The sequence below is a fragment of the Chryseobacterium sp. 22532 genome, from assembly GCF_052044665.1.
Classification (GTDB): Bacteria; Bacteroidota; Bacteroidia; order Flavobacteriales; family Weeksellaceae; genus Chryseobacterium; species Chryseobacterium lathyri.
In genome coordinates, this window is sequence record NZ_JBQENJ010000003.1 from 287,419 (window position 1) to 313,604 (window position 26,186).

19 protein-coding genes are annotated in these 26,186 nt (G+C 36.9%); 8 read left to right on the plus strand and 11 right to left on the minus strand.

The annotated features are described in order from the left end of the window. Positions 1–6: 6 nt before the first annotated feature. The gene (locus tag ACTJIV_RS09220) at positions 7–708 is read right to left on the minus strand and encodes a CoA transferase subunit A (RefSeq protein ID WP_440627005.1); all 702 of its coding nucleotides are present in this window, start codon (positions 706–708) and stop codon (positions 7–9) included. Positions 709–1,080: 372 nt separating this feature from the next. Here ACTJIV_RS09220 and ACTJIV_RS09225 point away from each other — a divergent pair, with 372 nt between their 5' ends. Beyond that, entirely contained in the window at positions 1,081–2,604 is a 1,524-nt protein-coding gene (locus tag ACTJIV_RS09225; protein WP_440627007.1) for a membrane-binding protein, read from the plus strand. A 435-nt stretch (positions 2,605–3,039) separates the two neighbouring features. Beyond that, positions 3,040–3,636: a DUF3667 domain-containing protein gene (locus ACTJIV_RS09230; protein ID WP_440627009.1), complete on the plus strand. Its 597-nt coding sequence runs from the start codon at positions 3,040–3,042 to the stop codon at positions 3,634–3,636. 109 nt (positions 3,637–3,745) lie between these two features. Here ACTJIV_RS09230 and ACTJIV_RS09235 read toward each other — a convergent pair whose 3' ends face one another. Further along, positions 3,746–6,484: a fibronectin type III domain-containing protein gene (locus ACTJIV_RS09235; protein ID WP_440627011.1), complete on the minus strand. Its 2,739-nt coding sequence runs from the start codon at positions 6,482–6,484 to the stop codon at positions 3,746–3,748. Positions 6,485–6,765: 281 nt separating this feature from the next. On the opposite strand from ACTJIV_RS09235, the gene rplS reads away from it, so the two are divergent. Continuing rightward, on the plus strand, positions 6,766–7,122 hold the full coding sequence (gene rplS / locus ACTJIV_RS09240; RefSeq protein WP_034704964.1) for a 50S ribosomal protein L19: 357 nt from the start codon (positions 6,766–6,768) through the stop codon (positions 7,120–7,122). 400 nt (positions 7,123–7,522) lie between these two features. On the opposite strand, the gene ACTJIV_RS09245 is transcribed toward rplS, so the two are convergent. The 4 genes from ACTJIV_RS09245 to rpsA all read right to left on the minus strand — a co-directional run bounded on the left by ACTJIV_RS09245 (position 7,523) and on the right by rpsA (position 14,414). Further along, complete coding sequence (locus ACTJIV_RS09245; RefSeq protein ID WP_336379985.1) at positions 7,523–8,518, minus strand: alpha/beta fold hydrolase; 996 nt, start codon at positions 8,516–8,518, stop codon at positions 7,523–7,525. 80 nt (positions 8,519–8,598) lie between these two features. Further along, the gene (locus ACTJIV_RS09250; RefSeq protein WP_111960401.1) at positions 8,599–9,579 is read right to left on the minus strand and encodes an EamA family transporter; all 981 of its coding nucleotides are present in this window, start codon (positions 9,577–9,579) and stop codon (positions 8,599–8,601) included. 126 nt (positions 9,580–9,705) lie between these two features. Further along, the gene (locus ACTJIV_RS09255) at positions 9,706–12,336 is read right to left on the minus strand and encodes a T9SS-dependent M36 family metallopeptidase (RefSeq protein WP_440627014.1); all 2,631 of its coding nucleotides are present in this window, start codon (positions 12,334–12,336) and stop codon (positions 9,706–9,708) included. 281 nt (positions 12,337–12,617) lie between these two features. Further along, positions 12,618–14,414 (minus strand): 30S ribosomal protein S1, encoded by a 1,797-nt coding sequence (gene rpsA / locus ACTJIV_RS09260; RefSeq protein WP_111960397.1) that lies wholly within the window; start codon positions 14,412–14,414, stop codon positions 12,618–12,620. A gap of 278 nt (positions 14,415–14,692) precedes the next feature. On the opposite strand from rpsA, the gene ACTJIV_RS09265 reads away from it, so the two are divergent. Continuing rightward, positions 14,693–15,958, plus strand: coding sequence for a hypothetical protein (locus ACTJIV_RS09265; protein WP_440627016.1), 1,266 nt, complete (start codon positions 14,693–14,695; stop codon positions 15,956–15,958). Between the two features lie 176 nt (positions 15,959–16,134). Beyond that, positions 16,135–17,442 (plus strand): DEAD/DEAH box helicase, encoded by a 1,308-nt coding sequence (locus tag ACTJIV_RS09270; RefSeq protein ID WP_440627018.1) that lies wholly within the window; start codon positions 16,135–16,137, stop codon positions 17,440–17,442. A gap of 235 nt (positions 17,443–17,677) precedes the next feature. Here the strand turns inward: ACTJIV_RS09270 and ACTJIV_RS09275 are convergent, their stop codons facing one another. Next, positions 17,678–18,571 carry an SMP-30/gluconolactonase/LRE family protein gene (locus ACTJIV_RS09275; RefSeq protein WP_440627020.1) on the minus strand — a complete coding sequence of 298 codons (894 nt, stop codon included), beginning with the start codon at positions 18,569–18,571 and terminating at the stop codon, positions 17,678–17,680. A 268-nt stretch (positions 18,572–18,839) separates the two neighbouring features. Between ACTJIV_RS09275 and ccoG the strand changes: the two genes are divergently transcribed. Then, positions 18,840–20,282: a cytochrome c oxidase accessory protein CcoG gene (ccoG, locus tag ACTJIV_RS09280; protein ID WP_440627022.1), complete on the plus strand. Its 1,443-nt coding sequence runs from the start codon at positions 18,840–18,842 to the stop codon at positions 20,280–20,282. Positions 20,283–20,423: 141 nt separating this feature from the next. Here ccoG and ACTJIV_RS09285 read toward each other — a convergent pair whose 3' ends face one another. Beyond that, the gene (locus ACTJIV_RS09285; RefSeq protein WP_440627024.1) at positions 20,424–21,305 is read right to left on the minus strand and encodes an AraC family transcriptional regulator; all 882 of its coding nucleotides are present in this window, start codon (positions 21,303–21,305) and stop codon (positions 20,424–20,426) included. 197 nt (positions 21,306–21,502) lie between these two features. Here ACTJIV_RS09285 and ACTJIV_RS09290 point away from each other — a divergent pair, with 197 nt between their 5' ends. Both ACTJIV_RS09290 and ACTJIV_RS09295 read left to right on the plus strand, forming a co-directional pair. Beyond that, complete coding sequence (locus ACTJIV_RS09290) at positions 21,503–21,847, plus strand: MerR family transcriptional regulator (RefSeq protein WP_034704939.1); 345 nt, start codon at positions 21,503–21,505, stop codon at positions 21,845–21,847. A gap of 236 nt (positions 21,848–22,083) precedes the next feature. After that, positions 22,084–23,352: a hypothetical protein gene (locus ACTJIV_RS09295; protein ID WP_336379993.1), complete on the plus strand. Its 1,269-nt coding sequence runs from the start codon at positions 22,084–22,086 to the stop codon at positions 23,350–23,352. 81 nt (positions 23,353–23,433) lie between these two features. Here ACTJIV_RS09295 and ACTJIV_RS09300 read toward each other — a convergent pair whose 3' ends face one another. The 3 genes from ACTJIV_RS09300 to ACTJIV_RS09310 form a co-directional block, all read right to left on the minus strand. Further along, positions 23,434–24,657, minus strand: coding sequence for a hypothetical protein (locus tag ACTJIV_RS09300; protein WP_336379994.1), 1,224 nt, complete (start codon positions 24,655–24,657; stop codon positions 23,434–23,436). 242 nt (positions 24,658–24,899) lie between these two features. Next, positions 24,900–25,622 carry a 23S rRNA pseudouridine(2604) synthase RluF gene (gene rluF / locus ACTJIV_RS09305; protein WP_111960379.1) on the minus strand — a complete coding sequence of 241 codons (723 nt, stop codon included), beginning with the start codon at positions 25,620–25,622 and terminating at the stop codon, positions 24,900–24,902. Beyond that, the gene (locus ACTJIV_RS09310) at positions 25,622–26,116 is read right to left on the minus strand and encodes a hypothetical protein (RefSeq protein ID WP_440627027.1); all 495 of its coding nucleotides are present in this window, start codon (positions 26,114–26,116) and stop codon (positions 25,622–25,624) included. The genes rluF and ACTJIV_RS09310 overlap by 1 nt, the downstream gene beginning before the upstream one ends. Positions 26,117–26,186 lie beyond the last annotated feature (70 nt).

The window sequence follows — 26,186 nt, forward strand, 5'->3', positions numbered from 1 at the left end:
GAATATTTATTCTTTTGTTCGAACTGTTCTCTGCTCTATTCTCTTTTCAAATTTTTCACCCTGGAAAATTCTCTGGATCATAATCCCCGGAATATGGATCTCGTTGGGATCTAATGTTCCCGGTTCAACCAGCTCCTCTACTTCTGCGATGGTAATTTTTGCTGCTCCTGCCATAGGATGATTGAAATTCCTTGCAGAACCTTTAAAGATCAGGTTTCCGGCATGATCTCCTTTCCATGCTTTTACAATGGAATAGTCTGCTTTGTATGCGTGTTCCAGAATGTGAGGTTTTCCGTCGAAATCTTTTACTTCTTTACCTTCTGCAATCTCCGTTCCGTAACCTGCCGGGGTATAAAAAGCTGGAATTCCGGCCTGCGCCGCTCTGCATTTTTCTGCCAAAGTTCCCTGAGGAGTAAGCTCAACTTCCAGCTCTCCCGAAAGCATCTGTCTTTCGAACTCTGCATTTTCTCCTACATAAGAAGAAATCATTTTTGTGATCTGTCTTTTGTGAAGCAGCAATCCTAATCCGAAATCATCCACACCGGCATTGTTTGAAATACAGGTCAAGTCCTTTACATCACTCTCTACCAAAGCATTTATGGAGTTTTCAGGGATTCCGCAAAGACCAAATCCGCCCAACATCAGGGTCATCCCATCTTCAATTCCGCTGATGGCTTCTTTCGCATTTTTTACTCTTTTATCTATCATGAAATACTAGATTTTCTGTCCGTTAAATTTAATAAATTTTATCATATATCCTAAAGACGAAATCTATTCTGTTTTTAAGAGAAGATTGCGAAGCAGATGAAAGAAAATTTCCGTGATTTCACGGAGGTTTTATGCTTTAAATTTTCTTTATTTCTCAGCAAATTGATTTATATTTGACACGGTAAAACTGACAATAGAAGATATCATTCGTTGCCATCAATTGATATTATGAAATAAATTCGTTAAATACATTATATGGAATTTTTCTGCAGCAGACTTCTCTATTCTGTATTTCAGATTGTTAAGAGCACTTCGACTCTTAAGATCTATTTCAATAACAAAAGAACATCATTTTAAAACTTTAATAAAAACATGAAAAAATTATTTACGTCAGCTATTCTTGCTTTGTTTCTCAGCATCAGTGCAGCTGCACAGGAGAAAATCTATTTTGACGAAAACTGGGAAAAAACAACTCAGGATAAAATGGAATTTTACCGGGAAACAGAGAATAAAGGAAAGCTTATTTTAATTAAAGATTTTTATAAAAACGGAAAGCTTCAGATGGAAGGCCTTGCTTCGGATGCCACACCGGGCAGCGAGGTTTATGAGGGCAAAGTGACCTGGTATACCCCAGAAGGCAAAGTATTAAATACAGGAACATATTCAGGGGGAAAACAGACAGGACCGTCCCAGACATTTGATGAGAAAGGAAGACCTTTGGACGATCTGGTTTATAAGGAAGACGGTACGTTTAAAGGAAAAGTTTATACTTATAAAGATCCGGAGAATGCACTTTTCTATAACAGCATTACGACTTATGAAAGTTCTGACCGTTTTAAAACCGTTGTTTATGATGAAGATATCAAAGGAATCCGGTATGAGATAACTGCTGACAGTGACGGAAAATACGAAACTAAGTATTACGGTGACAAGGGAAAGCAAATCGGAACAAATAATACCGGCAGCTCTGATGATAATGTAATGGTAGAATACTACTATAATCCAATGAGGGTATCCAAAATTGAGAAATATAAAAGCGACGGAACTGTAAAAGAAGGCATTATATATTCCAAAAACGGAAAGATCCTGCAGGAAGAGAAAAAAAATAAAAAAGACGGCTATAAAACTACTTATGATGAAAATGGTAAGAAAATAGGAAATCTAACCTTTGCTTACGATAAAGAATCTGATTACTACAAGCCTCAGGATGGTGAGGATTATCAGTTTAATTATGAATTTACCGGGTTTTCTGCCATTGATGTTTATAAAAACGGTTCGGTTATTCTTACTAGATCTTTTGATGAGAATGGAAAATTATCCTCTGAAAAAATCCTAAAGGATGATATGGTGCAGGAGATCAAATATTATCATCCGGACGGAAGGCTGAAGGGCACTTTAACCTATAAAGATGATATGCCGTACAGCGGTACTTTGTATGAAGAACTTAATGAGCAGCAATATAAAGATGGTGTTCTGGTTCTTTCGAAGTCTTTCAGGGAAGATGAAAAGATAAAATATGAGAAAAAACTGAATGCAAAGCAGAACGGATATGATGCTACGGTTTATGATGATAAAGGCGGCTTAATGTATACTTATACACAATCTTTGGAAGAAGCTGAAGGTTTCACTGCCCAGATTGTACAGTATGTAAAGGGAAAAGCAGGCAACAAAGCTGTTGTAAAAGACGGGGTGCTTCAGAGTGGGAAAATTAAATATAAAACGGAAGCCGGATTAAAGGAAATGGAGCGCAGCGGAAAGTGGATCCTGTTAAAGGTTTATAATCCCGAAGGAAAGCTCGTCCAGGATTCAAAAATCCTTGCAGAGGTTGAGGATCAGGATATTTATAACGTTTTGAGTACAACCATTCAGGAAGATGATCTTCTGTATGATTTTTAAAATATTTTCTAATTTTAATAAAAAATCGGCTATTAGTAATGGCCGATTTTTTTTGCGAAAAATTTAAACTCTTGTCTCTGTATTTTTTTGACGCAAAGGAAGATTAATTATGCCGGAGGTTTAAGGGTGGCAAAGATGGAATCAACTCAGTTGAATTGACAAAGCTAAGTGTATGTGTAGATAAAAAATTTGCGAAATCTGTGGAATCTGCGGAATTTTTTTAATGCCAAGAATGATGATTGTAGATTAGAAAGTATTTGAATGCTAAAAGGGCTAAAAACTAAACTAGAGTGTAAAGTATATATAAAATTATTTATCTTTTTTTGCATTTAAAACTTTAACTGCTATGAATGAAGAATTTTGCTCAAACTGTAAACAAAATTTAAGACCGAAAAGAATAGACGGACTTACATCCTCCATGAAATTGAACACGTTTTGCATTTTGACAGAGGTATTTTGTATACCATACGGGAACTCTTAATAAGACCCGGAGAAAACATCAGGAATTTTATCAGTGAAAACAGAAGCCGGCTTGTTAAACCGGTGATATTTATTATTGTTACATCGTTAATTTACACCCTCATCAATCATTTTTTCCATATCGAAGAAAGCTATATAAAAATTGATGGTGCAGGAGATTCGAAGCTCAATGCCATTAATAATTGGGTTCAAAGTCATTATGGATATTCCAATATCATCATGGGTGCATTTATTGCTTTTTGGTTAAAAATATTTTTCAGAAAATACGATTACAATTTTTTTGAAATATTAATCCTGCTATGTTTCATTCTTGGAATGGAAATGCTGATGTTTTCTGTTTTTGCCATTGTTGAAGGACTTACGAAATATCATCTCATGCAGATTGCTGCAGTGATCGTGTTTGTCTATTTTTCATGGTCTGTAGGACAGTTCTTCGATAAGGGCAAGGTGGCCAGTTATTTTAAAGCACTTGTTTCCTATGTATTGGGAATGATTACGTTCGGTATTTCGATCATGATTTTAGGAGCTTTAATGAACTTAATCTCCCATTAAAAAGTAAAAGATATGATCATTGTTATTTGTATTTTACTGTTCCTGTTTGTATTAAATAGAAAAAGCAGGAAATAATTTTCCTGCTTTTTCCCAATATATTGATAGAATATTACTGTATAACCAGCTTTAAAGTAAATAATTTTCTGGTATGCACTTTCACGAAGTATACCCCTTTCGGAAGATTTTCATTCACCAGAGAGAAACGTTGGTTGTTGATGTTTTTGGATTCATACAACAGCTGTCCTGCTGCAGATAACAGCTCAATTTTCTCTATAGGATAGTCACTCTTGATGAATGTAGGTTCGCCCGGTTTCGTTGGGTTCGGATATATCACTACATTTTTCTCCGTGCTTTTTACCTCATCGGTTCCCAGTGTTCCGGAGGTTACCTGGAATTGTTTTCTGTTGGAAACCTCTGTATAAGAGTCATTCGTAAACATCACCATATAGTAATTCCCGGGTGTTGTAGGAAGCGCTGTTCCCTGAATGGTCTTTGTTCCCTGGGTAACTCCATCGAAATAAGTATAAGAAACAAAATTATCATCCGGAGTCTGAACACTCTGAGGATAAATTCCCAGCCAGTCTTTGATAATTCCCGGAGAATCCGTCCAAGAAGCGGTAATATTTTCACCTAATGTATATACCGGTTTATTAATCCATAACTCTGTAACAATATCCCCTACTTTAAAGAATACCTTATCTCCGATTCCTGTATACCCGTCTTCAAGCAGATACTGAGCGTAATAATATCCTTTCGGAAGACCTGTAAAATTCAATGTTCCTGAAGGTGTTGACACATAGCTCCATTTGATAGACGGATTCGTTCCCGGTGTCTGTCCCATCTTATAAATCCCGATCCAGTCTTTTACCAGATTCGGTCCGTTGCTGTAATTGATGACCACCGTTCCTCCTACAGGATAAGTATCCGCAGTTGTCTGAAGCTGTACTTTCGGTCCTACGTAAAAGCTTTTCCTGCCTGTGATTTCAGTATATCCTCCATTGGCAAAGAAGCCTGCAAAATACTGACCTTTATTGGCAATTCCATTAGGGAAAACAGCGGTTCCTGCCGTCTGTCCGTTCGTATAAAGGAAACTCTGAGAAGTAGTTGTTGCCGGAGTTTGTCCTTTTTTATAAATTCCCACCCAGTCCTGCTGGTTTCCAGGTCCTCCGGTATAAGTGGCCGTGATAGGTTCACTTTGCGTATATTCGGTTTTGTCTAATGTAAAGGTAGGATTGGAAACCACACTTCCGGATACCTCAAACTGCTTCACATCACTCCAGTCGCTCCATTCCAGGTTTTTGTCCCTGTAACGGACTTTTACATAATACATTCCGTTGGAAATAGAGTTGGCAGGAATGGTTGCTTTTGTAATATCAACCCCGGCATTTAAGTTTTTTGTTCTGTCCGGTGTTCCGTTTCCGTCTTTTCCGAACCAGTTTTCATAATCACGGTAAAATTCTTTTTCAATCACTGAAAAATTAGATGCCTTACTGATTAGAAACTGTGTGGTATTCAGTAATTCTCCGTTAGAGGACACAAAAGCACTTCCATCCAAAGTCAAAGGCAGCGTTACCGGTGCAGAAAAAGTATTGGTAACGGACGGTTTTGAAGGTTTCGGCTGATTTTTATACCTGTGGAAAGTATCCACAATCTCATTGTATTTTCTGTTATAAACTCCTCCTATGGAGTAACATTCAATATCTACTTTTCCGGTCTGTACATCTACTTCCACGATCTGGTACGTCCAGTCGGTCAGTGTTTTCTGTACATCGTCAAAATCTTGCTCATTGGACATTCCCCAATACTGATCCCATGCCGTTCCTCCGGAAATGATCTGGTAATTCGGGGTATCCTTCAATTGGCCTCTGTGATATAAATGATGATGGGCTCCAACGTGCATTAAATATTTATTGGAAGTAGTCAACAATGGTACTGCATTATTTCTTACCCATGTAGAAATATCTCCTACATACTGTTCAGCCTGATAAGGTCTGTGACTTAAAGAAATAATCCAGTCCACCGTAGGATCACCGTTTGCTTCATTCAGGATCTGGGAAAGCCATGTCTGTTGTGCGGTACCTGTATGTTCCGAACTTAAACTTATAAACAGAACGTTTCCGGCTTGCTGGGCATAATAATTTTCGTTTCCTGATGAAATATTTTTGTATTTAATTTCATCAATATAAAAATGCGCGTAATAAGAATTCATCCCAAGCGTTCCGTACGTCTCATGGTTTCCTACCGTGGTCTGAATAGGAAGATACGGCGATAATTTGATGTTCTTTTTAAAATGGACATTCTCATAATGGTCCAATGTTCCCACATCTACCTGGTCTCCTACCATAAAGGTAAGCGCAATATTATCAGAAGGATCGGAATTGGCTCCGAATTTCTGCTTTAATCTCTTGAAGGCGTTAAGGGTAAGGCTATCATATCTTGGTTCCGCTTTAATCTGGTTGTCTCCCATAATCAGGAAACGAATTTTACCGTCTGCAGTGGCAGCTTGTCCGGGAAGAGGAAGCGTTCTGAAGTTATAAACTGCAGATTCGGTGGTCCCGGTCTTTATTTTATAATAGTATTTGGTGTTGGGCTGCAGTCCGGCAATCTTTGCAGTGTGGTAATAATAGTTGTTATTATATCCTGTATCGGAAAAAATGTTGGTTGTTCCGGTAACCGTCACATTCAGACTGGCAGGAGATGTTCCGTAGATCACGGTTGTTTCGTTATTGGAGGCTGTTTTCCAGTTGACGATCATCGAATTCGGCGTCGGGTTCTGGAGATAAGGAAACAGCGTCTGTCCGAATGCCATCTGGACGGCAAAACAGAAAAAGAAGAAATAGTGTTTCATAGATAGTTTATTTTGGTATAGATTTATTTCAATTGTAAATCAGACCATTAATCTGATTCTTTTAATTTCGGGCAAAAGTAGACTTCCTATATAAACTGTAGCTGTTGGGAACTTAAAGGAACCGTTAACTTTATGGCAAATCCGCAATGAAAAAATTATAGTTTTTAGTACATTAATTATTTGGTGGAATCAAAAAGTATTTTGTATCTTTGCGACCTGTTATTCAACCTCTGACGAAGAACGTGTAAGTTGCTTAGCTTTAACATTTTATTTTATTAATAATGGATTTATTAAAGTACGTACAAGACCAGTACATTACTAAAAAAGATTTCCCTGAATTCAAAGCAGGAGACACAATTACTGTGTATTACGAAATTAAAGAAGGACAAAAGACAAGAACTCAGTTCTTCAAAGGTACCGTTATCCAATTGAGAGGTACTGGCGCTACAAAAACATTCACAATCAGAAAAATGAGTGGTGATGTAGGTGTAGAGAGAGTATTCCCTATCAACATGCCTGCACTTCAGAAAATTGAAGTTGACAGAAGAGGTAGAGTTAGAAGATCTAGAATTTATTACTTCAGAGACCTTAGAGGTAAAAAAGCTAGAATCAAGGATGCTGCTTACAAGAAAAAGTAATTCAGACAACAATACATACAAAAAGAGACTATCTAATTCAGGTAGTCTCTTTTTATTTTGCTATAATCGCGGAGCTTTAAAAGCCTTTTTACAATTTTAATTATAAAAAAATTATTGTTCAATTAGTTCTTTTGTCTTGAAACAAAATGAACCAAAAGTTCAAGACTGGAATCTTTCGCTAAAAATTAAAACTTACTCCTAAAATTCCCAAACTCGTGCGGGTTTTAACATTGTTGTTCCGGTTCAATATTTCGTCCGCACTCAGACAGCGGGAATTTTTTAACGGATTAAGTTGTAATTTTTTTAACGCTACAGCTTCCTATGTCAATTATAAGTTACCTAATAATCAATAAAGCACAACTCAATATTAATCGCTTCTGCCTTATCCTTTTCCTCAACTTCACTTAATAAACTCATACAAAGCACTAATAAATTTTGGGTACACTTCTATATGAGGAAGATGGCCTACATTTTCGAGCTCAATTAATTTTGATCCGGAAATTTCCTGCTGTGTCTTTTTGCCTAATTCCTGGTACTGCCCCATTTTAGGCTGAAGATCTTTAGGAGCTCTGTCCTTTCCTATTGCCGTTCTGTCTCTCGTTCCGATAATAAGCAGTGTAGGTGTTTTGATATTTTTAAACTCATAGCAGACAGGCTGATTGTAGATCATATCGGAAGTCAGCGCAGCATCCCATGCGACTTGCGGATAATCTTTATGAAGGGTCCAGCCGGCAATAAGATCCAGCCATGGCTGATATTCATCTTTCCATTTATTATCATAATAAAATTTTAGCTGGTAAGCTTTGTAGGTTTCAGCCGTATTTTTAAGCTCGGACTGATAGGCCTGATCTATGGTTTGGTAAGCAGCAAAAGTTTTATAATCTTCCAGCCCTATAGGGTTTTCCAGGATCAGCTTCTGAACTTTTTCAGGATAAAGCAGTGTGAATCTTACTGCAACCATTCCTCCCATGGAATGTCCCAGCACTATGGTTTTATCAATTCCCAGCTTATCTAATATAGCTTTGGTATTTTCGGCCAGCTGTGAAAAAGAAAACTGGTAGCTTTGAGGCTTAGATGATTTTCCGAATCCAATCTGGTCCGGAATAATGACCCTGAATCCTTTATCAGAAAGATCTTTTGCTGTCTTTTCCCAATAAGCTCCGTTAAAATTCTTTCCATGGAGAAGCATGATTGTTTTCCCATTAGGTTTCTGTGGCTGTACGTCCATGTAAGCCATTTTAAGATTATTATTCTGGGACTTTAGATCTATAAAATGAACCTCGTAAGGATATTGATACTCCGACAGCATCGCATCCAAGGGTTTTATCTGCGAAAATAGGAAAGTTGGCACTGCAGACAGCATGATAAATGCCATTACCTTTCTGAAATATTTCATAAGAAACTTTATTTGAAGTTTTAAAATTAAAAAAACCGCTTCAAAAGAAACGGTTTTTAATATTATTTATGATTATTTTTTTAAGCTACTTCTACTCCTTTCAGTTCTTTTTTTGCAGGAAGATTCATCAGTACAATCGCAAAAAGGATAAGGACAATCCCCACCCACTGTATCAGTAATACTTTTTCACCCAGTAAAACAAAAGCCATGGTCACTGAAACCGGCAGCTCAAGTGATGAAACAATGCTTCCTAAGCCAAGTCCGGCATTCGGGAAACCAATGTTGAATAAAATAGGCGGAATAATAGTTCCAAATAAAGCGAGTACAAATCCATACGTCCAGAATATTGAATAATTGAACGAGTGAATATGTTCTGTATTTTCCGTGAAATTGAGATATAATGATCTTAACCCACCGAAATACATAGGTCCTATCTGGGCAAAAAACAGGAATGCAATGACTACTACCGCCCCTCCACAAAGCATAATAATACTTTTTCTGAATACAGGAAGATGTGTAGCCAGCGTATTGGATGTAAACATAGTCATTGTATAGGAAGCTGCTGCCATTAATCCCCAGAAGATTCCATGCCAATCGAGCTCAATATCCATATTAATCAGATTTGTAGCCAATATAGTACCGACCAGAACAATAATCACAGAAACTACTTTTCTGGCATTGGGTAATTTCTTTGCTATTATACTTTCCACAACAACACTGAACCAAACCGACTGCATGAGCAATACAATCGCTATGGAAACATTAATATACTGAACTGCAATATAATAGAATAAACTTGTACACCCCAAAGATGTTCCTGCAATCATCAGCATCTTCAGTTCTTTGGAATTCGGTGATGAAAGCTTCTGTTTTGATGTAATAGTTTGTATAAAATTCAGGATTAAAAGTCCAATCAGTCCCAGCAAGAACTGGGAAGTAGTGACTTCTGACGTGGTATAGCCATCATGATAAGCCATTTTCACAAATGTAGCCAGCATTCCGTATATACTAGCCCCAATTCCTACGAACAAAACTCCCTTAAGTATATTTTTCTTCTTCATAATTTTTTTAACAGCCTGCAAAGTTACAATATAATAATTGAAATATCGGAGGCATCAATATGATAGATAAATAAAATCGCCGCAAGCAGAGCTTGCGGCGATCCTTATAGTTAATGGATGTAAATATTATTTCTTAACAATTACTTTAGAAGCTGCTTCGAAACCAAGGCCTTTAACTTTCACCATATAGGTTCCGTTGACCAGGTTATTTGTGGAAACCGCTTTTTTAGCATCTGGTGAAATCTTATCTTCTGAAGATATCAATTTTCCGGACATATCATAGATTTCCAGGCTTACTTTTCCAATGGTATTGCTTGGGAAGTTGATGTAAAACTCGTCTTTAGCTGGGTTTGGATAAATAGAAATTCTGTTTTCCTTAGCCGATTTTACCTCATCAGTATTCAACACAGCACATTCAGCCGGTAGAGTAAAGCTTTCTACCTGATCATTGATGTTGGCCTTAAGCCCTGCTGATGCTCCCGCTCCTAAACCTCTTTTTGCAAAAACCTGCCAGATCATACATTTGTCCTGTCCCTGAGTAGCCACTTGTTCTGCTGCCAATATTGCATCTCTGCCCTCTATGAAGCTAGGATTACATGCCTGGAGTTTCAATGCATTGGTTACAAGCTGTAAAACTCTTGAGCTTCCGTTCGTTGTATTTGCCAGTACATCGGAAGAATAACCATATTTTGCAACATATTTCCAATGAAGATCCCAAAGCATCGTTGCCCATACAAAACCAATAGAGTGTACATCCGGTACGACATTGCCACTTTGGTTAGTATACTGCATACCATTTGTATCTCCATACGTATAGTCGTTAATCGTAAAATCAGGAGAATACTTTGCTGGTCTGATTCCAGAACCGGTAATTGCCTGTCCGCCTACATAAGTACCCATACCTCTTGGTACAGCTGCATTATCACCAGACTTATTTGTCAGCATCAATGCAAAGAAATCCGACCAGCCTTCTCCCATTTGCTCTTTACTTACATTTGAATTTAAACATCCATATCCCGTACCTGTCATCCTGTTGGAAATTCCATGACCATATTCGTGGGTTACAATTCCGTTATCAAAGCTTCCATCCGGTGTCATGTTTGATTTTAATGTAACATTTACTGTTGTATTTGCGGAAAGCTGAGTTTTGATGTATTCTCCTTCTGAATAAGCAATAAGTACAGATGGAATAGTAATCGTTGCATCTGTTCCTGACATATTACTCAAAGTAGCACCGTTAGCCTGATTATTATAGATTACAGCAGCAATGGCACCCGCATCCTGAAGATTTTTTGTTTTAATGGCAAAAGCACATGTTCCTCTTTCCACCAAGCCTATATTTCCTGCAAGTGATCCTGCCGGTAAGGCTGTACAACCATCTAAAACCGGTGACAACTTAACATTTCCGGTAGTTCCGGTAAAAGTAAGAGGATTGCCAAACTGTGCAGTTCCTGCACCTGGTGTTCGGGAAACCGCTGGTCCCGGTGCATTGTAAAAAAATACTCTTCCTACAGGTGACCAAAGGTACATCTGCATTCTCGGATTATAACCGTCCTCGGGTGAAGAAAAATTGGCATTGTTTGTGCCTCCTCCATCCTGAGCTTCTGCATACACAGAATCATCATCTACCCCACCTTTTCCAAAGTTATTCTGCTGGAAGTTTCTGGCAGATTCTGTGAATCCAAACTGATAAAAAACATCATGAATTCTATTATTCAGATAAAACAGATTGGTAATGGAAGCATTCCTGTTGTTTGCAGGCAGTTCATTAATATTGAAAGGGAAATCAAAATTTCTTGTTGCCCCGCCTTCTGCCGGAGTACCTGGCAGATACTCCGGGGCTATCGTTAAAGCAGTTCCTGCAACATCTTCATATGCAAAAACATTATTTCCTCTTGTAACCGTATAGTGCGTAATTCCGTCAGAATGCCATCCTTCAGGAGAAGCATTCAGTATCCAAGGATTGCTGATGATTGATCTTGTTCCAAAAGTAGGTGCTTCTATCGGCATAGGAAATACATTATATGATGCATTATCAGGAGCAAATAAAGGTGCATTGTTTTTTGTCATACTATTCTGAGGGCCAATAATTGTATTCTCAAAATGATCAGCATGGTTATGATTAGCATCTGAAGCAAATGCTTCAGGATGGAAATTGCAAGATAATGTTAAATTATTTTTCACCAAAATCTTCCCATTATTTGCATCTACCAAGATGTTCCAATAGTTGGGAGATTTAGGCTCTGTCAACGTATATTCATATGCCAGACGCAGGTTACCATTTTCATCATTTGTATAAACTAATCTTTGATTTGCTGATGTTGCCCGTTTGTTATTTTTCTCAATATATTCCAGGATGGTAAAATTAGCAATATCAGGATTTTTCAATTCCTCAGCGATTTTCTGAAGTGCTGTATGTTTATTGATTGTAGCATTGCCTGATGTAGACGCGGCATAATCCTTAACAAAATTATCTGTATAATAGACAATCTTATTATCCTGGACCAGGGCTGTTCCTACAGAACTGTATACCGGAAGGCCGTTATAAGTTTGTAAAAACTTTACAACTTCTCCATTCATTGATTTTGAATGATCAACATTATCAATGATGAAATTGGTAAGGCCGTCCTTTTTATATTCTCTGATCTTATTTTGAGAAATATAATCTTTAATCAGCTTCTCGTTATCTTGTGAAAATAAAGCAGAAGGAAACACTGCGAATGCAGCAAACAAAAGAGGTAGAATTATTTTTTTCATTTTTACTAATAAAGCCGCTAATTTACAAATAATTCACAATTAACATGTTTTTATATAAAATATTTTTAAAAAATATATTATTAATTTTAAATAAACATTTTCATCAAAATTTTATCATTCTCATAATTAAGCTATACCAACCCTTCTTATTAAAACTCTCTGTAGAAAAAATATTAACAGGTTACTTTTCCTGTCTTGATTACAGGAATCAATCCGAACTGAAATTATAACAAAAAAAGCCGCTCAAATGAGCGGCTTCATATGATCAATGGAGTTAAAGATTATTTACCTTCTTCCATTTTTCTTTTCAATTCTGCTAATGCATCGATATCTCCAAGAGTTGATCTTTCTTCATTGTTTGAAGAAGATGTATTATTAGATCTATTGTTAGAAGACTCTCTTACGTTTTTCTTCTCTTCGTCTCTAAAGATACCAGTATGAGATACTACTACTCTTTTGAACTCTTTGTTGAATTCGATTACTTTGAACTGAGCATCTTCACCTTTCTTGATTTTAGATCCATCTTCTTTCTCTAATAATCTTGATGGGCAGAAAGCTTCTACTTCTACGTCTTCAAACTGTACAGAAGCTCCTTTATCGTGAACTTCTACAGCTTTACCAGCGTGGATAGTACCTTCAGCATATTTAGTTTCGAATTTATCCCAAGGGTTTTCTTGAAGTTGTTTGTGACCTAGAGATAATCTTCTAGCTTGGATATCAAGTTCTAGAACTACTACATCTAATTTATCACCAACTGCACAGAATTCAGATGGGTGCTTGATTTTCTTAGTCCAAGAAAGATCAGAGATGTAGATCAATCCGTCGATACCTTCTTCTAACTCTACGAATACACCAAAGTTAGTGAAGTTTCTTACAGTTCCTACATGCTGAGATCCTACCGGATACTTAGCTTCGATATTTTCCCATGGATCTTTAGATAACTGCTTGATACCAAGAGAAATTTTTCTTTCTTCTCTGTCTAATGTTAATACTTCAGCTTCTACTTCATCACCTACCTTCACGAAGTCTCCTGCAGATCTTAAGTGAGTAGACCAAGACATTTCAGAAACGTGGATTAATCCTTCTACCCCTGGAGCGATCTCTACGAATGCACCATAGTCAGCAAGAACTACTACTTTTCCTTTTACTCTGTCACCAACTTTCATGTCAGCAGAAAGAGCATCCCAAGGATGAGCTTCTAATTGCTTCATACCTAACTGGATTCTTGTTTTCTCGTCATCGAAATCAAGGATAACAACTTTTACAGTCTGTCCGTCCTCAAGGATTTCAGATGGGTGGTTCACTCTAGACCAAGAAAGGTCTGTAATGTGGATCAATCCATCAACACCTCCTAAGTCGATGAATACACCGTAAGAAGTAATATTCTTAACAGTACCTTCAAGAACCTGACCTTTTTCAAGCTGAGCGATGATTTCTTTTTTCTGACCTTCGATATCTGCTTCGATCAATGCTTTGTGAGATACAACTACGTTTTTGAACTCAGGGTTGATTTTCACAACTTTGAATTCCATAGTTTTACCTACGAACTGATCGTAATCTTTAATTGGCTTAACATCAATCTGAGAACCTGGTAAGAATGCTTCGATTCCGTGTACGTCAACGATCATACCTCCTTTAGTTCTAGACTTAACAAAACCGTTAACGATTTCTCCAGTTTCATGAAGTTCGTTTACTCTATCCCAAGCTTTAAGCGTTCTTGCTTTTCTGTGAGATAACTGTAATTGTCCAGTTTTGTCTTCTCTTCTGTCTACCATTACTTCAACATCATCACCTACTTTAAGGCCTGGGTTGTAACGGAATTCATTAAGAGAAATAACACCTTCAGATTTGAAGTCGATGTCAACGATAGCTTCTTTATCAGTTAATCTTACAACTTTACCAGTGATAACGTCGTTATCATTTAAACTGCTAAGAGATCCGTTGTAGATTTCTTCTAAATCGCTCTTTTCTTTTCTTGCGTCTGCATCAAGACCTGATTCGAAAGAATCCCAATCAAATTGTTCCGGTGCTACGTTTTGGTTTAATAAAACCTCTGCTGAATTTGTCTCTTTTGACATTTTCTAATAAAATTTGTATTCCTTCTTTTTTAATGGTCTGAATAAATGTGGATCTAAAAAATACGGAAGTAATTAATTTTTAATAATTTACCTTTCAAACCTTTCACACAAAAAGTGGGTGCAAAGATATGAAATTTATTTTATACTAACAACGGATTTTGCTCCCTTTCTTATTAGAAATCAAGTAGAATCATATGCTTAATGTAACACATTCATTTCCTGAAGTGTTTTAATAGGGAACCCTATATACATCTAAGTCATTAACAAAGAAAAAAGTCATGCAAAAAATATTTCTTCTGGTTTTCAGCTTACTTTTATATAGTATTAATACGGTAAAAGCATGTACTATTTTTTCCTGCTCAAGAGGAGGAGAAACATTTGCAGCCGCTAATGAAGATGATGTCACTCCTTTTACTAGGATCTGGTATAATCCTGCTACCAAGGACCGCTATGGGTCCGTCAGCTTTGGAGCCCCGGATATGCAGGCAGCTGCAGCGATGAACGAATATGGCCTGTTCTATGATTTTGCAGCTGCTAACTATGATCTGAGTAAATTAAGCCTGAAAAATCCTTATAAAGGCGATCTGATGTGGGAAATATTAGGGAAATGTAAAACGGTAAAAGAGGCCATGGTCATTCTGAAGAAATATGATTATGCAATATCCGCTAAAACTTTATTAGCCGATAAAGAAGGAAATTCTATCGTGATCACCCCCGGAGGCATCATAGAAAAGAATGGTGATTTTCAGGTGAATTCAAACTGTAATATGATTAATGGAAAGCTGTCATGCAGAAGACCTGACATTGCCAACGAAATGCTTTCCGGCTCTAAGGAAAACAATATTGATTTCCTGAAGAATATTTTGGATAAAACCCATCAGGAAGGAGAATTGAACACTTTGTATTCTACCATCTGCGATCTTAAAAAAGGACTTATCTATGTCTATCTTTTTCATGATTACAATACTGTCTATAAAATTGATTTAAAATCTGAACTGAAAAAAGGTTACCACATAGAAAATCTTGCCGATCATTTTCCTATTTCATTCGCCTACGAAAACTTTTCTAAGAATCATCCTTTATATCTCAAAGAATCTATTTTCCAGGAAATGCAGGATAAAGGTATAGAAATCACTATCGACCAGTATATTGCAGAAAGCGAGAAAGCAGATCCGAAAAATAAAAACCTGGATCCTGCTCTACTGGAAGTGGCCCTACAGCTGATTAAATATTCCTGGAACGAGCACAATAATGGCGCCATGTGGGATTACTGGTTCAGCAAACCTAATGGATATGATATCAAACCATATAAAGACACCAGGCTCACTTCTGCAGGAAAACTTTTAAAATATCTGTCAGACAAAGAAGAAAAAGATCTCAAACTCCGTAATTTCATGTACGAAATGTCAGGTTTTATTAATTTTACTCAAGGAAATAAAAGTATGGCAAAAGAGTTTTATGAGAAAGCCATAGCTAATTCTGATGAAGCTTATCCTGTGACTTTATTAAGGGGGAAAGAGATGCTGGGCAGGTTGCCTAGGTAGAGTCAAGAATCAAGAATCAAGAGCCAAGATGCTAGATATCAATTGTAGAGGCTTAGGTTAGATATAGACTTAGATTAAAAAATTATTCCCGTATCCCGAAACTAAGAGACTTCCACTCTAAAATCCTCAAACTTCCCAACTCAAAACTTGCCCTCTAAATTCATTATCTTTGCAAAATGGAATTAGACTCAATTTATCAAAAGCTGCAGATTCAGGATATGAATCAGATGCAGAAATCTACCTATAAAACTACGGAAAACAATACGGATGTTGTTTTGCTCTCTCCCACAGGCTCAGGAAAAACACTTGCTTTTTTATTTCCGGTCCTTAGAAATCTTAAAAAAGATATTTCAGGAATTCAGGCATTGATTTTAGTTCCGGCAAGAGAACTGGCATTGCAGATTGAGCAGGTTTTCAAATCGATGGGAACAGATTTTAAGGTTTCGGTTTGTTATGGTGGCCACGATAAAAAAATTGAAGTCAATAATTTAATTGAAGCTCCCGCAGTTCTCATCGGAACTCCGGGAAGGATTACTTATCACTTAAGGAACAATAATTTTGATCCCAAAACGATCAAAACTTTGGTTCTGGATGAGTTTGATAAAGCTTTGGAATTAGGCTTTCATGAAGATATGGAATATATTTCCAGTTCACTTAAGGGCCTTTCACAAAGAATTCTAACCTCAGCAACGGCAATGGATGAAATTCCAACGTTTACAGGGTTAAAAAATGAAAAGGTCATTGATTTTCTAAAATTAAGCGAAGTAAAACCGGATATCCAGTTGCGAAAAGTAATGACTATTTCTGAAGAAAAACTAGATACCCTTTTTAATTTAATATGCAAGATCGGAAACAAAAGAACACTGATTTTCTGCAATCACCGTGAAGCTGTAGACCGTATTTCTGAACTTTTAAGGGAAAAAGGAATTGACAGAGAAACGTTCCATGGCGGTATGGAGCAGGATGAAAGAGAACGTGCCCTTTTGAAATTCAGGAATGATTCTGCAAGAATTTTAATCACTACAGACCTGGCTTCCCGTGGTCTTGATGTTCCTGAAGTGGAATCTATTGTTCATTACCAGCTTCCTCCGAAAGAAGATGCTTTCATCCACAGAAACGGCCGTACGGCAAGAATGAATGCCAAAGGTTTTGCTTACCTGATCATGACCGAAGATGAAAATTTTCCATTCATTAAAAGCAATACACCGGAAGAGAGTGTAGCCGGTTTTAATAAAGTTCCGGAAAAAACTCCTTTCCAGACCATTTATATCAGTGCCGGAAAAAAAGATAAAGTGAATAAAGTGGATATTGTAGGATACCTTATTAAAAAAGGTGAACTGCAGAAAGAAGATATCGGCATTATTGAAGTGAAAGACACAACTTCTTATGTAGCAGTTGCAAGAAATAAAACAGTTGCTGTTTTAAAGAAATTAAGTAACGAAAAGCTGAAGGGCAAGAAAGTGAAAATGGAGGTTGCTTATTAATTTGAACCATTAAGTCAGTATTAAGCTTTTAAGAATATTAAGAGAAGCCCGTTGTGGGCTTCTCTTATTTTTTTAGACTGTCATTTCGAACCGAATGTGAAGCAATCTCAAAAAAGATTACAAAAATTTAAGAATTATTATTGTACTGAATCTTTCTTTAAAAGCTCCTATTAATCACACAGATTTAATACATATGATTAGAGATTGCTTCGTCGCTACGCTTCTCGCAATGACATTATTTCACTCCCTTTACTTTAGTTGGAAGCTTGTAGACAGATTTTGAGGCCGTAATGAAGAGGACATCATTGTTCTCTCCTCCAAAAGTTACATTAGACGTCCAGTCTTCCTCGATAGGAATATGATAAAGCTTTTTCCCGTGACGACTGAAAATATGGACCCCTTTTCCTGTTAAATAAAGGTTTCCGTGTTTATCCAGCGTCATACCGTCTGAGCCCATTTCACAAAAGAGCTTTTTTTCAGATAGTTTTCCTTCGCCCAGAATATCATAAACGTAGGTTTTCCCCGCATCAATATCTGAAACATAAAGCTTATTAAACATTTCACTTCCTACAATTCCGTTGGGCTGCACAAAAGTATCAAGCTTAACTATTTTTCCTTCTTTGGATCTGTAATAAAGGCTCTTATGAGGAATTTCCTGTTTAAAATCTACCCAGTAATCTCTTTCATATAAAGGATCTGTAAAATACATTCCTCCGGCTGAATCATTCCAGATATCATTAGGTCCATTCAGCCTTCTCCCCTGAAAACCTTTCAAGAGCACCTCTACTTTTTTATCTTTTGAAATTTTCCAGATTTCGCCCTGATCATCGGAACAGGTGATGAGGTTTCCGTCTTTATCGAAGTGAGTGCCGTTTGCTCTCCCTGTTTTTCCTAAAAACTCTATGATCTTATTTGTTTTCCAGTCCCAGTAATAGATTTTGTCGTTGGGCTGGTCAGTGAAATAAACATTCCCATGTTGATCCGAAGACGGTCCTTCTGTAAAACTGAACTGATCCGAAATCTTCTCCGGCTGCACACCTTCATAAAACATTTTGTTATAATTTACTGATTGACAGTTTACCAATGCGAAAACCAAACCAATTACACTTATGTAACCTATCTTTTTCATTCTTCATTTATTTAAAGACTGCAAGTTACAATATCAGTCATAACATCCCAATACATTTACTCATTTTGATATAATAAAATTTGAAATAAAAATGTCTCAATTGTCCTATTTTTGAAGCAGATGGTATTAGTTAAAAAATAGTTTTATCCGGACCTTTGCTACGGTAAGATCAACACTATTTTTATCCTCTTAAAAACTGACTGAAAAACAGTTTGATCCAGCCTCAAAATATCACCTTAATACTTTTTAACTTAACAAAAGTACCGCAATGAGTGCAGAATCAAGCAGCGACAAATTTGTAGAATTTGAAAATGAGACGTTTAGAAATTCGGTAGGAACCATGGATGAAACGGGGAAAAGAAAATGGGTATTTCCCCGGAAACCAAAAGGAAAGTATACCAATTACAGAAATTATGCAAGTTATCTCATGCTGGCTATATTTTTCGGACTGCCATTTGTAAAAATCAACGGCAATCCTTTTCTCCTGATCAATGTGATCGACAGGAGGTTTTTTATCCTTGGACAACCTTTTTATCTGCAGGATTTCTTTATTCTTGCATTGGGAGCGGTAACCTCCGTGATCTTCGTAATGCTTTTTACGGTCGTTTTCGGACGAATATTCTGTGGATGGCTATGCCCGCAGACACTTTTCATGGAAATGGTATTCCGAAAGATTGAATACCTGATAGAAGGTGACAGAAATAAGCAGATGAAGCTGGACAGACAGGAATGGAATGCTGAAAAGATCAGAAAAAGAGTACTTAAATGGTCTGTTTTTGCACTGATCTCACTGATCATTGCTCATTTCATGTTCATGTACATTGTAGGATACGAACAAGTATTCCGGATCATGAAGGAAGGGCCTGAGGCTCATTCCGTAAAATTCCTTGTGATGATATTTTTCACGATGACATTTTACTTTGTTTTCGCCTGGCTCCGTGAGCAGGTTTGTACTTTGGTATGCCCATACGGAAGGCTTCAGGGCGTATTAATCGACAAACAGACCATTAATGTGTACTATGATTTCAAAAGAGGTGAAAACCGCTCAAAATGGAGAAACAATGAAGACCGTAAAGCCACAGGAAAAGGAGACTGCATCGACTGCCATCAGTGTGTTGTGGTATGTCCTACAGGTATTGACATCAGAAACGGCCAGCAGCTGGAATGTGTAAACTGTACAGCCTGCATCGATGCCTGTGATGAGGTAATGGATAAGGTAGGACTTCCAAAAGGATTAATCCGCTATGCTACGGAAGCAGAAATTGAAAACCGGGAAACATTCAGGTTTACATCAAGAATGAAGGCAACCACGATATTTCTGGCCCTGTTGATCGGATTTCTGGGATTCTTAATTTATGACCGAGGATCTATGGAGGCTAAATTCATCAAGCCGGCTGGTTCCACATTCTTTATTAAAGACGGCAAGATCACGAATACTTTTATTTATACCCTTTTAAATAAATCCAATGAGAAGAAGACTCTTACGATTAAAGTAATGACTCCTGCTCATGCAGAGATCACTTATTTCGGTTCTGAAAAGATCATTCTGAAAGGTGACGAAATCCTGAAAGGAAATATCAATATTACCTTTCCCGAAGAAGATATTAAGTTTTCCAAACAGAATATGGTGATCGGTGTTTTTGATGAAAAAGGAGAAATGCTGGATTCTTTTGAGACGACGTTTGAAGGACCGTTTAAACTTTTGTTGTAAAGGAGAGAAACCAAGAGACAAGAATAAAGATTAGATTTCAGACATAAGATTTCACACTGGAGAGCATGTGAAGCTAATATAAAGGCATTTATTAACTTCCAGCTTCGGCCTTCCATCTCCCTTTTTTTAAATTTAAAATTTTTAAACCTTGTATTTTCTCATAAACTGAGTAGGAGTCATTCCGGAACTTTTCCGGAATACTCTTACAAAGTAGGAATATTCTTCATAACCAAGCCTGAAAGCAATTTCCACAAGACTTTCATCAAGGTACATCAGCATCCTTTTAGCTTCCAGCACTACTCTTGCAGTGATAACATCGGTTGCTGTTTTCTGAACAACGGTCTGTGCAATCCGGTTCAGGTGCTTTGGGCTAATTCCCAATAACGAAGCATAATGAGATATAGATTTCTGAGTTGTAAAATACTGCTCGATCAGGTTTTCAAAATCCTGATAATGTTTAAAATAAGAAAGGCTCGCGGAAGAAGAAAGGCTGTCAATTTCTTTTGAAAACAGCCTGGCTGAATTAATGAAAATATGAGACATTAATGAAAGGATCAACCCTTCTTTCATAAGATTCTGGGACTGGTGCTCTCTTCCCAGCTCCTGAAATAGAATCTTGTTTTTTATCAGCTCATCAGCATCCAGCTGCAGCTTCCTGGGAAAAGATACGGAACCGAAAAACGGAAAGTTTCTTAATTTCTGATTCACATAATGCATTTCGTAAAATTCCTGAGAACAAAAGAAAATATACCCGTCAATATCTTCTGAAAGCTCCCAGCTGTGGATCTGCCCGGGAGAAAGAAAAAAAAGGCTTCCCTCAGAGACATCGTATTTTTGAAAATCGATCTCATGAACTCCTTGTCCCCGGGTAAAAAGAACAGCAGCATAGAAATCATGCCGGTGCGGTTTTTCAATATGCCGATGCCCTACTACCAGGTGTTCTTTCATGGTATTAACGTAAAAATCGGACGTATTTCTGCCGGATTGGAAAAGGTCAATATGGAGAACGGAGATAGAATTCATTACTGATAATATGCGGAGCGTAGTTATTGTATAAAAGTACTGCAAAAAGAGAAAAAATACAAGCTTCATAAACAGGCAGGCTTTCATCAATTATTTATGCGAAAATTTTTAATATGATCCGGAAGACAGGAATAGAACCTGTATAATTTGCATACGAGGTTAAAAAATTTTTATCTTTGGCTTTTAGGATTCGTAAAATGAAAATAAATTTACCTGACAAACTGTATTATTCCATTGGAGAAGTGGCAAAAGCTTTTGATGTAAATACTTCATTAATACGTTATTGGGAGCAGGAATTCCCTATTATTAAGCCTAAAAAGAACAAGAAAGGCAACCGCTACTTTACTCCTGAAGACATCAAGAACCTGCAGATGATTTACCATCTGGTAAAGGAAAAAGGCTATACACTGGATGGAGCAAGGATTGCTTTGACGACCAACAGTAAAATTTCTGAAACAGTAACCATCATTGACCGTCTTGAATTTATAAAAGCTGAGCTTCAGAAACTGAAGGCTTCTCTGGCGGACAGAGATTCCGAATAATTTTAATTTTTTTTTAGAATTTCTATTTTGGAGCAGATTCTGTTCCGGTTTTGTGATTTCGTTGTCATTTTTTCCACGACAATGTAACCTATTGATTTTAAGTAGCCTTAAAATATTTTAACGTACAATATAATTCAATTTATTTTATTAAGTGATTGTATTGAATTTACTTGATAAAACGATCGTTTCTGCTTTTCATCATTGCTTCGGCTTGTTTTTATTGATAAGTTTACTTTATGATGAGAAAAAACTATTACCAGAAACTGGCATTCATGGGAATGCTGCTGATCGTCCTGCTGGCTTTTCAGAAATATACCAGCCGGGAAAAAGAAGATTTTCCTGAGGTAAAATTTATTACGGAAAGTTCTGCCGCTCTCAACCTTACTGATTTTGATCCCAATGATCTGGATGCAAAACAATGGATGCATTTAGGATTTTCTGAAAAGCAGGTTTCTACGATCCTTAACTACAAAAAAATTGTAGGAGGAGAATTTACATCAAAAGACCAGCTCAAAAAATGCTATGCAATTTCTGAAGAAAAATTCACGGAGCTGAATTCCTTCATTCTGCTTCCTGAAAATGGCAAAGGCCACTTTGAAAAGTTTAAAGCTAATGACAAAAAAGAAATTTCCGTTTCTAAAAAATTCAATCCGGATGGTCTTTCTGCTTCGGAATGGATGAAAATGGGTTTCAGTGAAAAACAGGCTGAAGCTATCTTAAAATACAGGAATTACTTGGGCGGAAGTTTCGTAAGCAAGGAAAAATTCAAAGAATGTTTTATCATCTCTTCAGAAAATTACAGCAAACTTGAGCCCTATATACTGCTTCCGGTAAAAACCCCAGACAATTTTAGAAAGTCCGGTAATCAGTACGCCATAAAATCTACTATTCAGTATCATTCATTTGATCCTAATACTTTAGATCTGGATGGGTGGAAAGGTTTAGGATTCTCTGAAAAACAGGCGAATACAATTATCAATTACCGGGAAAGAAATCTTAGAGGAACCTTCAAATCACTTGAAGATATAAAGAAATGTTTTGTTATTTCTCCGGAAAAGTTCCAGGAACTAAGTCCTTATATTAAACTCAATACAAATACAACCCTTCAAAAACAGGAAACTGATTTTTCAAAAATTGATTTAAATAGGATCACATTCAAGCAGTTGCTGGAATTTGGTTTGGATGAAAAAAGTGCCGGGTCGATGATCGGCTTTAGAAAAAAACTGAGAGGTTTTGTCAATAAGCAACAAATTTTAGACACCTATAATATTGATAAAAATTTGGTTCAAAAATTAATTTCTATTGCTCCGCTAGATATTTCAAATGTTCCTAAATATACTCTAACAGAAGCCCCTGAAGAATGGCTGAAAGATCATCCCTACTTCAAATATTCTGCTGATAAGATCATATTCTACCGGACTACCTACACGGATGACAAGAAAATTCTGAAGCTCTTAAAATTAAAGCCTGAGTATGAAGAAAGAATGAAATTATATTTAAAATAACTGAAAACTATATAATAAAAACTACCCAAAACAATTTCTGCTATTTTGGGTAGCTTCTGATCTGGCGTATTATTTTAAGTTTTAGTGATGCATGTAGCTGCTGGGACCATTGGTTCCTTCAATTGATTCAGGTAGTATTCCATATTTGGTTCGTAAATCGACGGTACCTAATGTTTTCCCTGTCTCAATTTCAATGACACTGATGGTGCCGGAATTTAAGTTAGGAATGTTCAACAGGTTATTTTGTACTGCTACAACTTCTTTTCCTTTTTTGGTTTTAAAGAAAACCATGTGATGTGCTCCTTTATCCGCGGTAAGAGTTTTTAAAAGCTTTAATTGAGGAAGATTACTTATATCAAAGACCAAAACTTTTCCGGGATCTGCAAAACTTACATAAAGCTTGCTGTTATCATCGATGTACATTTCGAGTGCCCAGCCTAATCCTTGTGTGCTTCCGTCAAATATTTTACTAAAAGCATCATATTTTTTGGTTGCAGCATTGTATGGAGCAATCCAGATATCGCCACCTAGCATTGTTGTTGCAAGGGCGTATTGTGGAAATTTCCCCCGTAGCAACAGAACCTCGACAGGACTGGACATATCCGTTTGTGAGTCTGCTACCAGATAGGTCTCTTTTAATTCATAGGTATTCAGATCTAATAAAGTACAGGTGTTTCCCATTCCAGTAGTAAGGTCCGGGTGAATGGTTGAGGTAACCATCATTATTCCTTTTTCCTCATTAACAGAAATACCATGCGGATACATAATAAATTGATTGGGATTGGTTTGAATCGGTGCTTTAATAGTTTTGATAAGCTGGTTGTTATTTGCGTTAAAAACACCTATACTGCCATCTTTTGGCCCTCCTGCGCCTCCCATGAAAGTCATAAAATATCTTCCATCATTGGTAAAAAACAAATTTTCTCCTACCGTATTCTCACCTGTATCAATAGGTGTTGCATTAACTAATTTTGGCTGTCCGTTTTTGTCTTTTTCCGTTTTTATCTGGTAGAGATAACTCCCTCCTAAAGCAGTGGTAAATAATTTGTTTGCACTCTGATTATAATAAAGATGATGAGGCAGGACCCCAATGCCTAATTCAAGTTGGCTGCTAATATGTCCAAAATTTGGGGCTTCAGGATCAAGCTCAATGACAGCTATTCCATCTGGTAATCCTTTCAAGCTTCTATAGTCAATGTAAAAAGAAGAATCGTGCGGAAGATCTGAATTATGGTTATCATTCTGACAATTAGAAAATGTTATTAAAATAATGATTAGAGAAAGCAGATTAAATTTAAATTTCATGGTTTTTAGTTTTAATAGTTATTATTATAAATATAATATATTTTCACTAACAAACTAAAAATATTACACCAATGTGTGAATATTATTAAAAAACAACACCCAAAGTACCTTTTCTATTGTATTTCTTCAGATAGATTAATTGAAGACAGAAATTCTGATTTCCCTTACCAGAAAACAGGAATAAAAAAAGTAAGCAGGAGAAATATCCCCCTGCTTACCGTCATATTATTTATGATATAATCTTAATCGACTGTTTTGACAGAATCAGAAAGGAGGTTGTTAAGCGAACTCAGTTCCTCTTCTGTAAGGTCACGCCATTTTCCAACGGGAAGATCCAGCTTGATGTTCATAATACGGATACGTTTCAGTTTTTTCACTTCATAGCCGAGGTATTCGCACATTCTTCGGATTTGTCTGTTCAGTCCCTGAGTAAGAATGATACGGAACGTCATATCGTCGATTCTTTCAACTTCACATTTTTTAGTGACGGTATCCAGGATCGGAACACCATTCCTCATTTTATCAAGGAATTTGGGTGACATAGGTTTGTCAAGACGTACAATATATTCTTTTTCGTGGTTATTTCTTGCCCTTAGAATTTTGTTTACGATATCGCCGTCACTGGTCAAAAGAATCAGGCCTTCACTAGGCTTATCCAGTCTTCCGATCGGGAAAATTCTTTTCGGGTGATTGATATAGTCAACGATATTGTTTTTTTCACGTTTGGTATCTGTAGTGCATACAATCCCCACAGGCTTGTTAAAAGCGATGTAGATGGGCTTATCCTGCGGTTCACGGATCGGTTTTCCATCTACTTCTACAAGATCTTCATCAGAAACTTTGGTTCCCATTTCCGGGACCTTTCCGTTAATTGTTATCCTTCCTTCTTCCAAAAGTTTATCAGCGGCTCTTCTTGAACAATAGCCAACTTCTGATAAATATTTATTGATGCGCGTTTTTTCCATTAATCTTCTCCGTAACCTGTATAATTTTTATTGCTGAAAATAGTAATTCCGTAACTTAATCCAATGAAAAAGCCATTAGACTTACCATTCAGCTGATGCCCTTCAAAAGTAATTCCACCTTCCTGGCTCAGCCTTTTTGAGTAGGAAACCATGATTCCCAATCTTGCTCCCCAAAATTCGGAATCAGAAATCGCCGAATGATTAAGCTGCTTTCCATAATTTAAATCAACATAAAAAGGACGGTCCCCCGGACTGAATATGATCTTCGGCTGGATCATCCAGTAGACCAGATGGTAATTGTCTTCTATAAAACTGTATTTAAATCCTGTTCCGAGTGCAAAGTTAGGAAGAAAATTGTAACCGCCTATTGCTGATATTCCATATGTTATTTTACCAATCCTTTTTGGTTCAATATACTGCGAATCCGTAAACTGATTATCTCTGTTTTGAAGATTATAGCCGATATTGAGTGATGGATTGAGGTAAAAATCCATTTTAACTTTTTTAGTCTCCGTTTCCTGCGAAAAACAAGTAGCAGTATATAACAGGCTTAAAAGAAAGAGG

Coding starts and splice junctions, on each gene's coding strand:
- ACTJIV_RS09220 (WP_440627005.1), bottom strand. CDS start 708: ATGATAGATAAAAGAGTAAAAAATGCGAAAGAAGCCATCAGCGGAATT.
- ACTJIV_RS09225 (WP_440627007.1), top strand. CDS start 1,081: ATGAAAAAATTATTTACGTCAGCTATTCTTGCTTTGTTTCTCAGCATC.
- ACTJIV_RS09235 (WP_440627011.1), bottom strand. CDS start 6,484: ATGAAACACTATTTCTTCTTTTTCTGTTTTGCCGTCCAGATGGCATTC.
- rplS (WP_034704964.1), top strand. CDS start 6,766: ATGGATTTATTAAAGTACGTACAAGACCAGTACATTACTAAAAAAGAT.
- ACTJIV_RS09245 (WP_336379985.1), bottom strand. CDS start 8,518: ATGAAATATTTCAGAAAGGTAATGGCATTTATCATGCTGTCTGCAGTG.
- ACTJIV_RS09250 (WP_111960401.1), bottom strand. CDS start 9,579: ATGAAGAAGAAAAATATACTTAAGGGAGTTTTGTTCGTAGGAATTGGG.
- ACTJIV_RS09255 (WP_440627014.1), bottom strand. CDS start 12,336: ATGAAAAAAATAATTCTACCTCTTTTGTTTGCTGCATTCGCAGTGTTT.
- rpsA (WP_111960397.1), bottom strand. CDS start 14,414: ATGTCAAAAGAGACAAATTCAGCAGAGGTTTTATTAAACCAAAACGTA.
- ACTJIV_RS09265 (WP_440627016.1), top strand. CDS start 14,693: ATGCAAAAAATATTTCTTCTGGTTTTCAGCTTACTTTTATATAGTATT.
- ACTJIV_RS09270 (WP_440627018.1), top strand. CDS start 16,135: ATGGAATTAGACTCAATTTATCAAAAGCTGCAGATTCAGGATATGAAT.
- ACTJIV_RS09275 (WP_440627020.1), bottom strand. CDS start 18,571: ATGAAAAAGATAGGTTACATAAGTGTAATTGGTTTGGTTTTCGCATTG.
- ccoG (WP_440627022.1), top strand. CDS start 18,840: ATGAGTGCAGAATCAAGCAGCGACAAATTTGTAGAATTTGAAAATGAG.
- ACTJIV_RS09285 (WP_440627024.1), bottom strand. CDS start 21,305: ATGAATTCTATCTCCGTTCTCCATATTGACCTTTTCCAATCCGGCAGA.
- ACTJIV_RS09290 (WP_034704939.1), top strand. CDS start 21,503: ATGAAAATAAATTTACCTGACAAACTGTATTATTCCATTGGAGAAGTG.
- ACTJIV_RS09295 (WP_336379993.1), top strand. CDS start 22,084: ATGATGAGAAAAAACTATTACCAGAAACTGGCATTCATGGGAATGCTG.
- ACTJIV_RS09300 (WP_336379994.1), bottom strand. CDS start 24,657: ATGAAATTTAAATTTAATCTGCTTTCTCTAATCATTATTTTAATAACA.
- rluF (WP_111960379.1), bottom strand. CDS start 25,622: ATGGAAAAAACGCGCATCAATAAATATTTATCAGAAGTTGGCTATTGT.
- ACTJIV_RS09310 (WP_440627027.1), bottom strand. CDS start 26,116: ATGGATTTTTACCTCAATCCATCACTCAATATCGGCTATAATCTTCAA.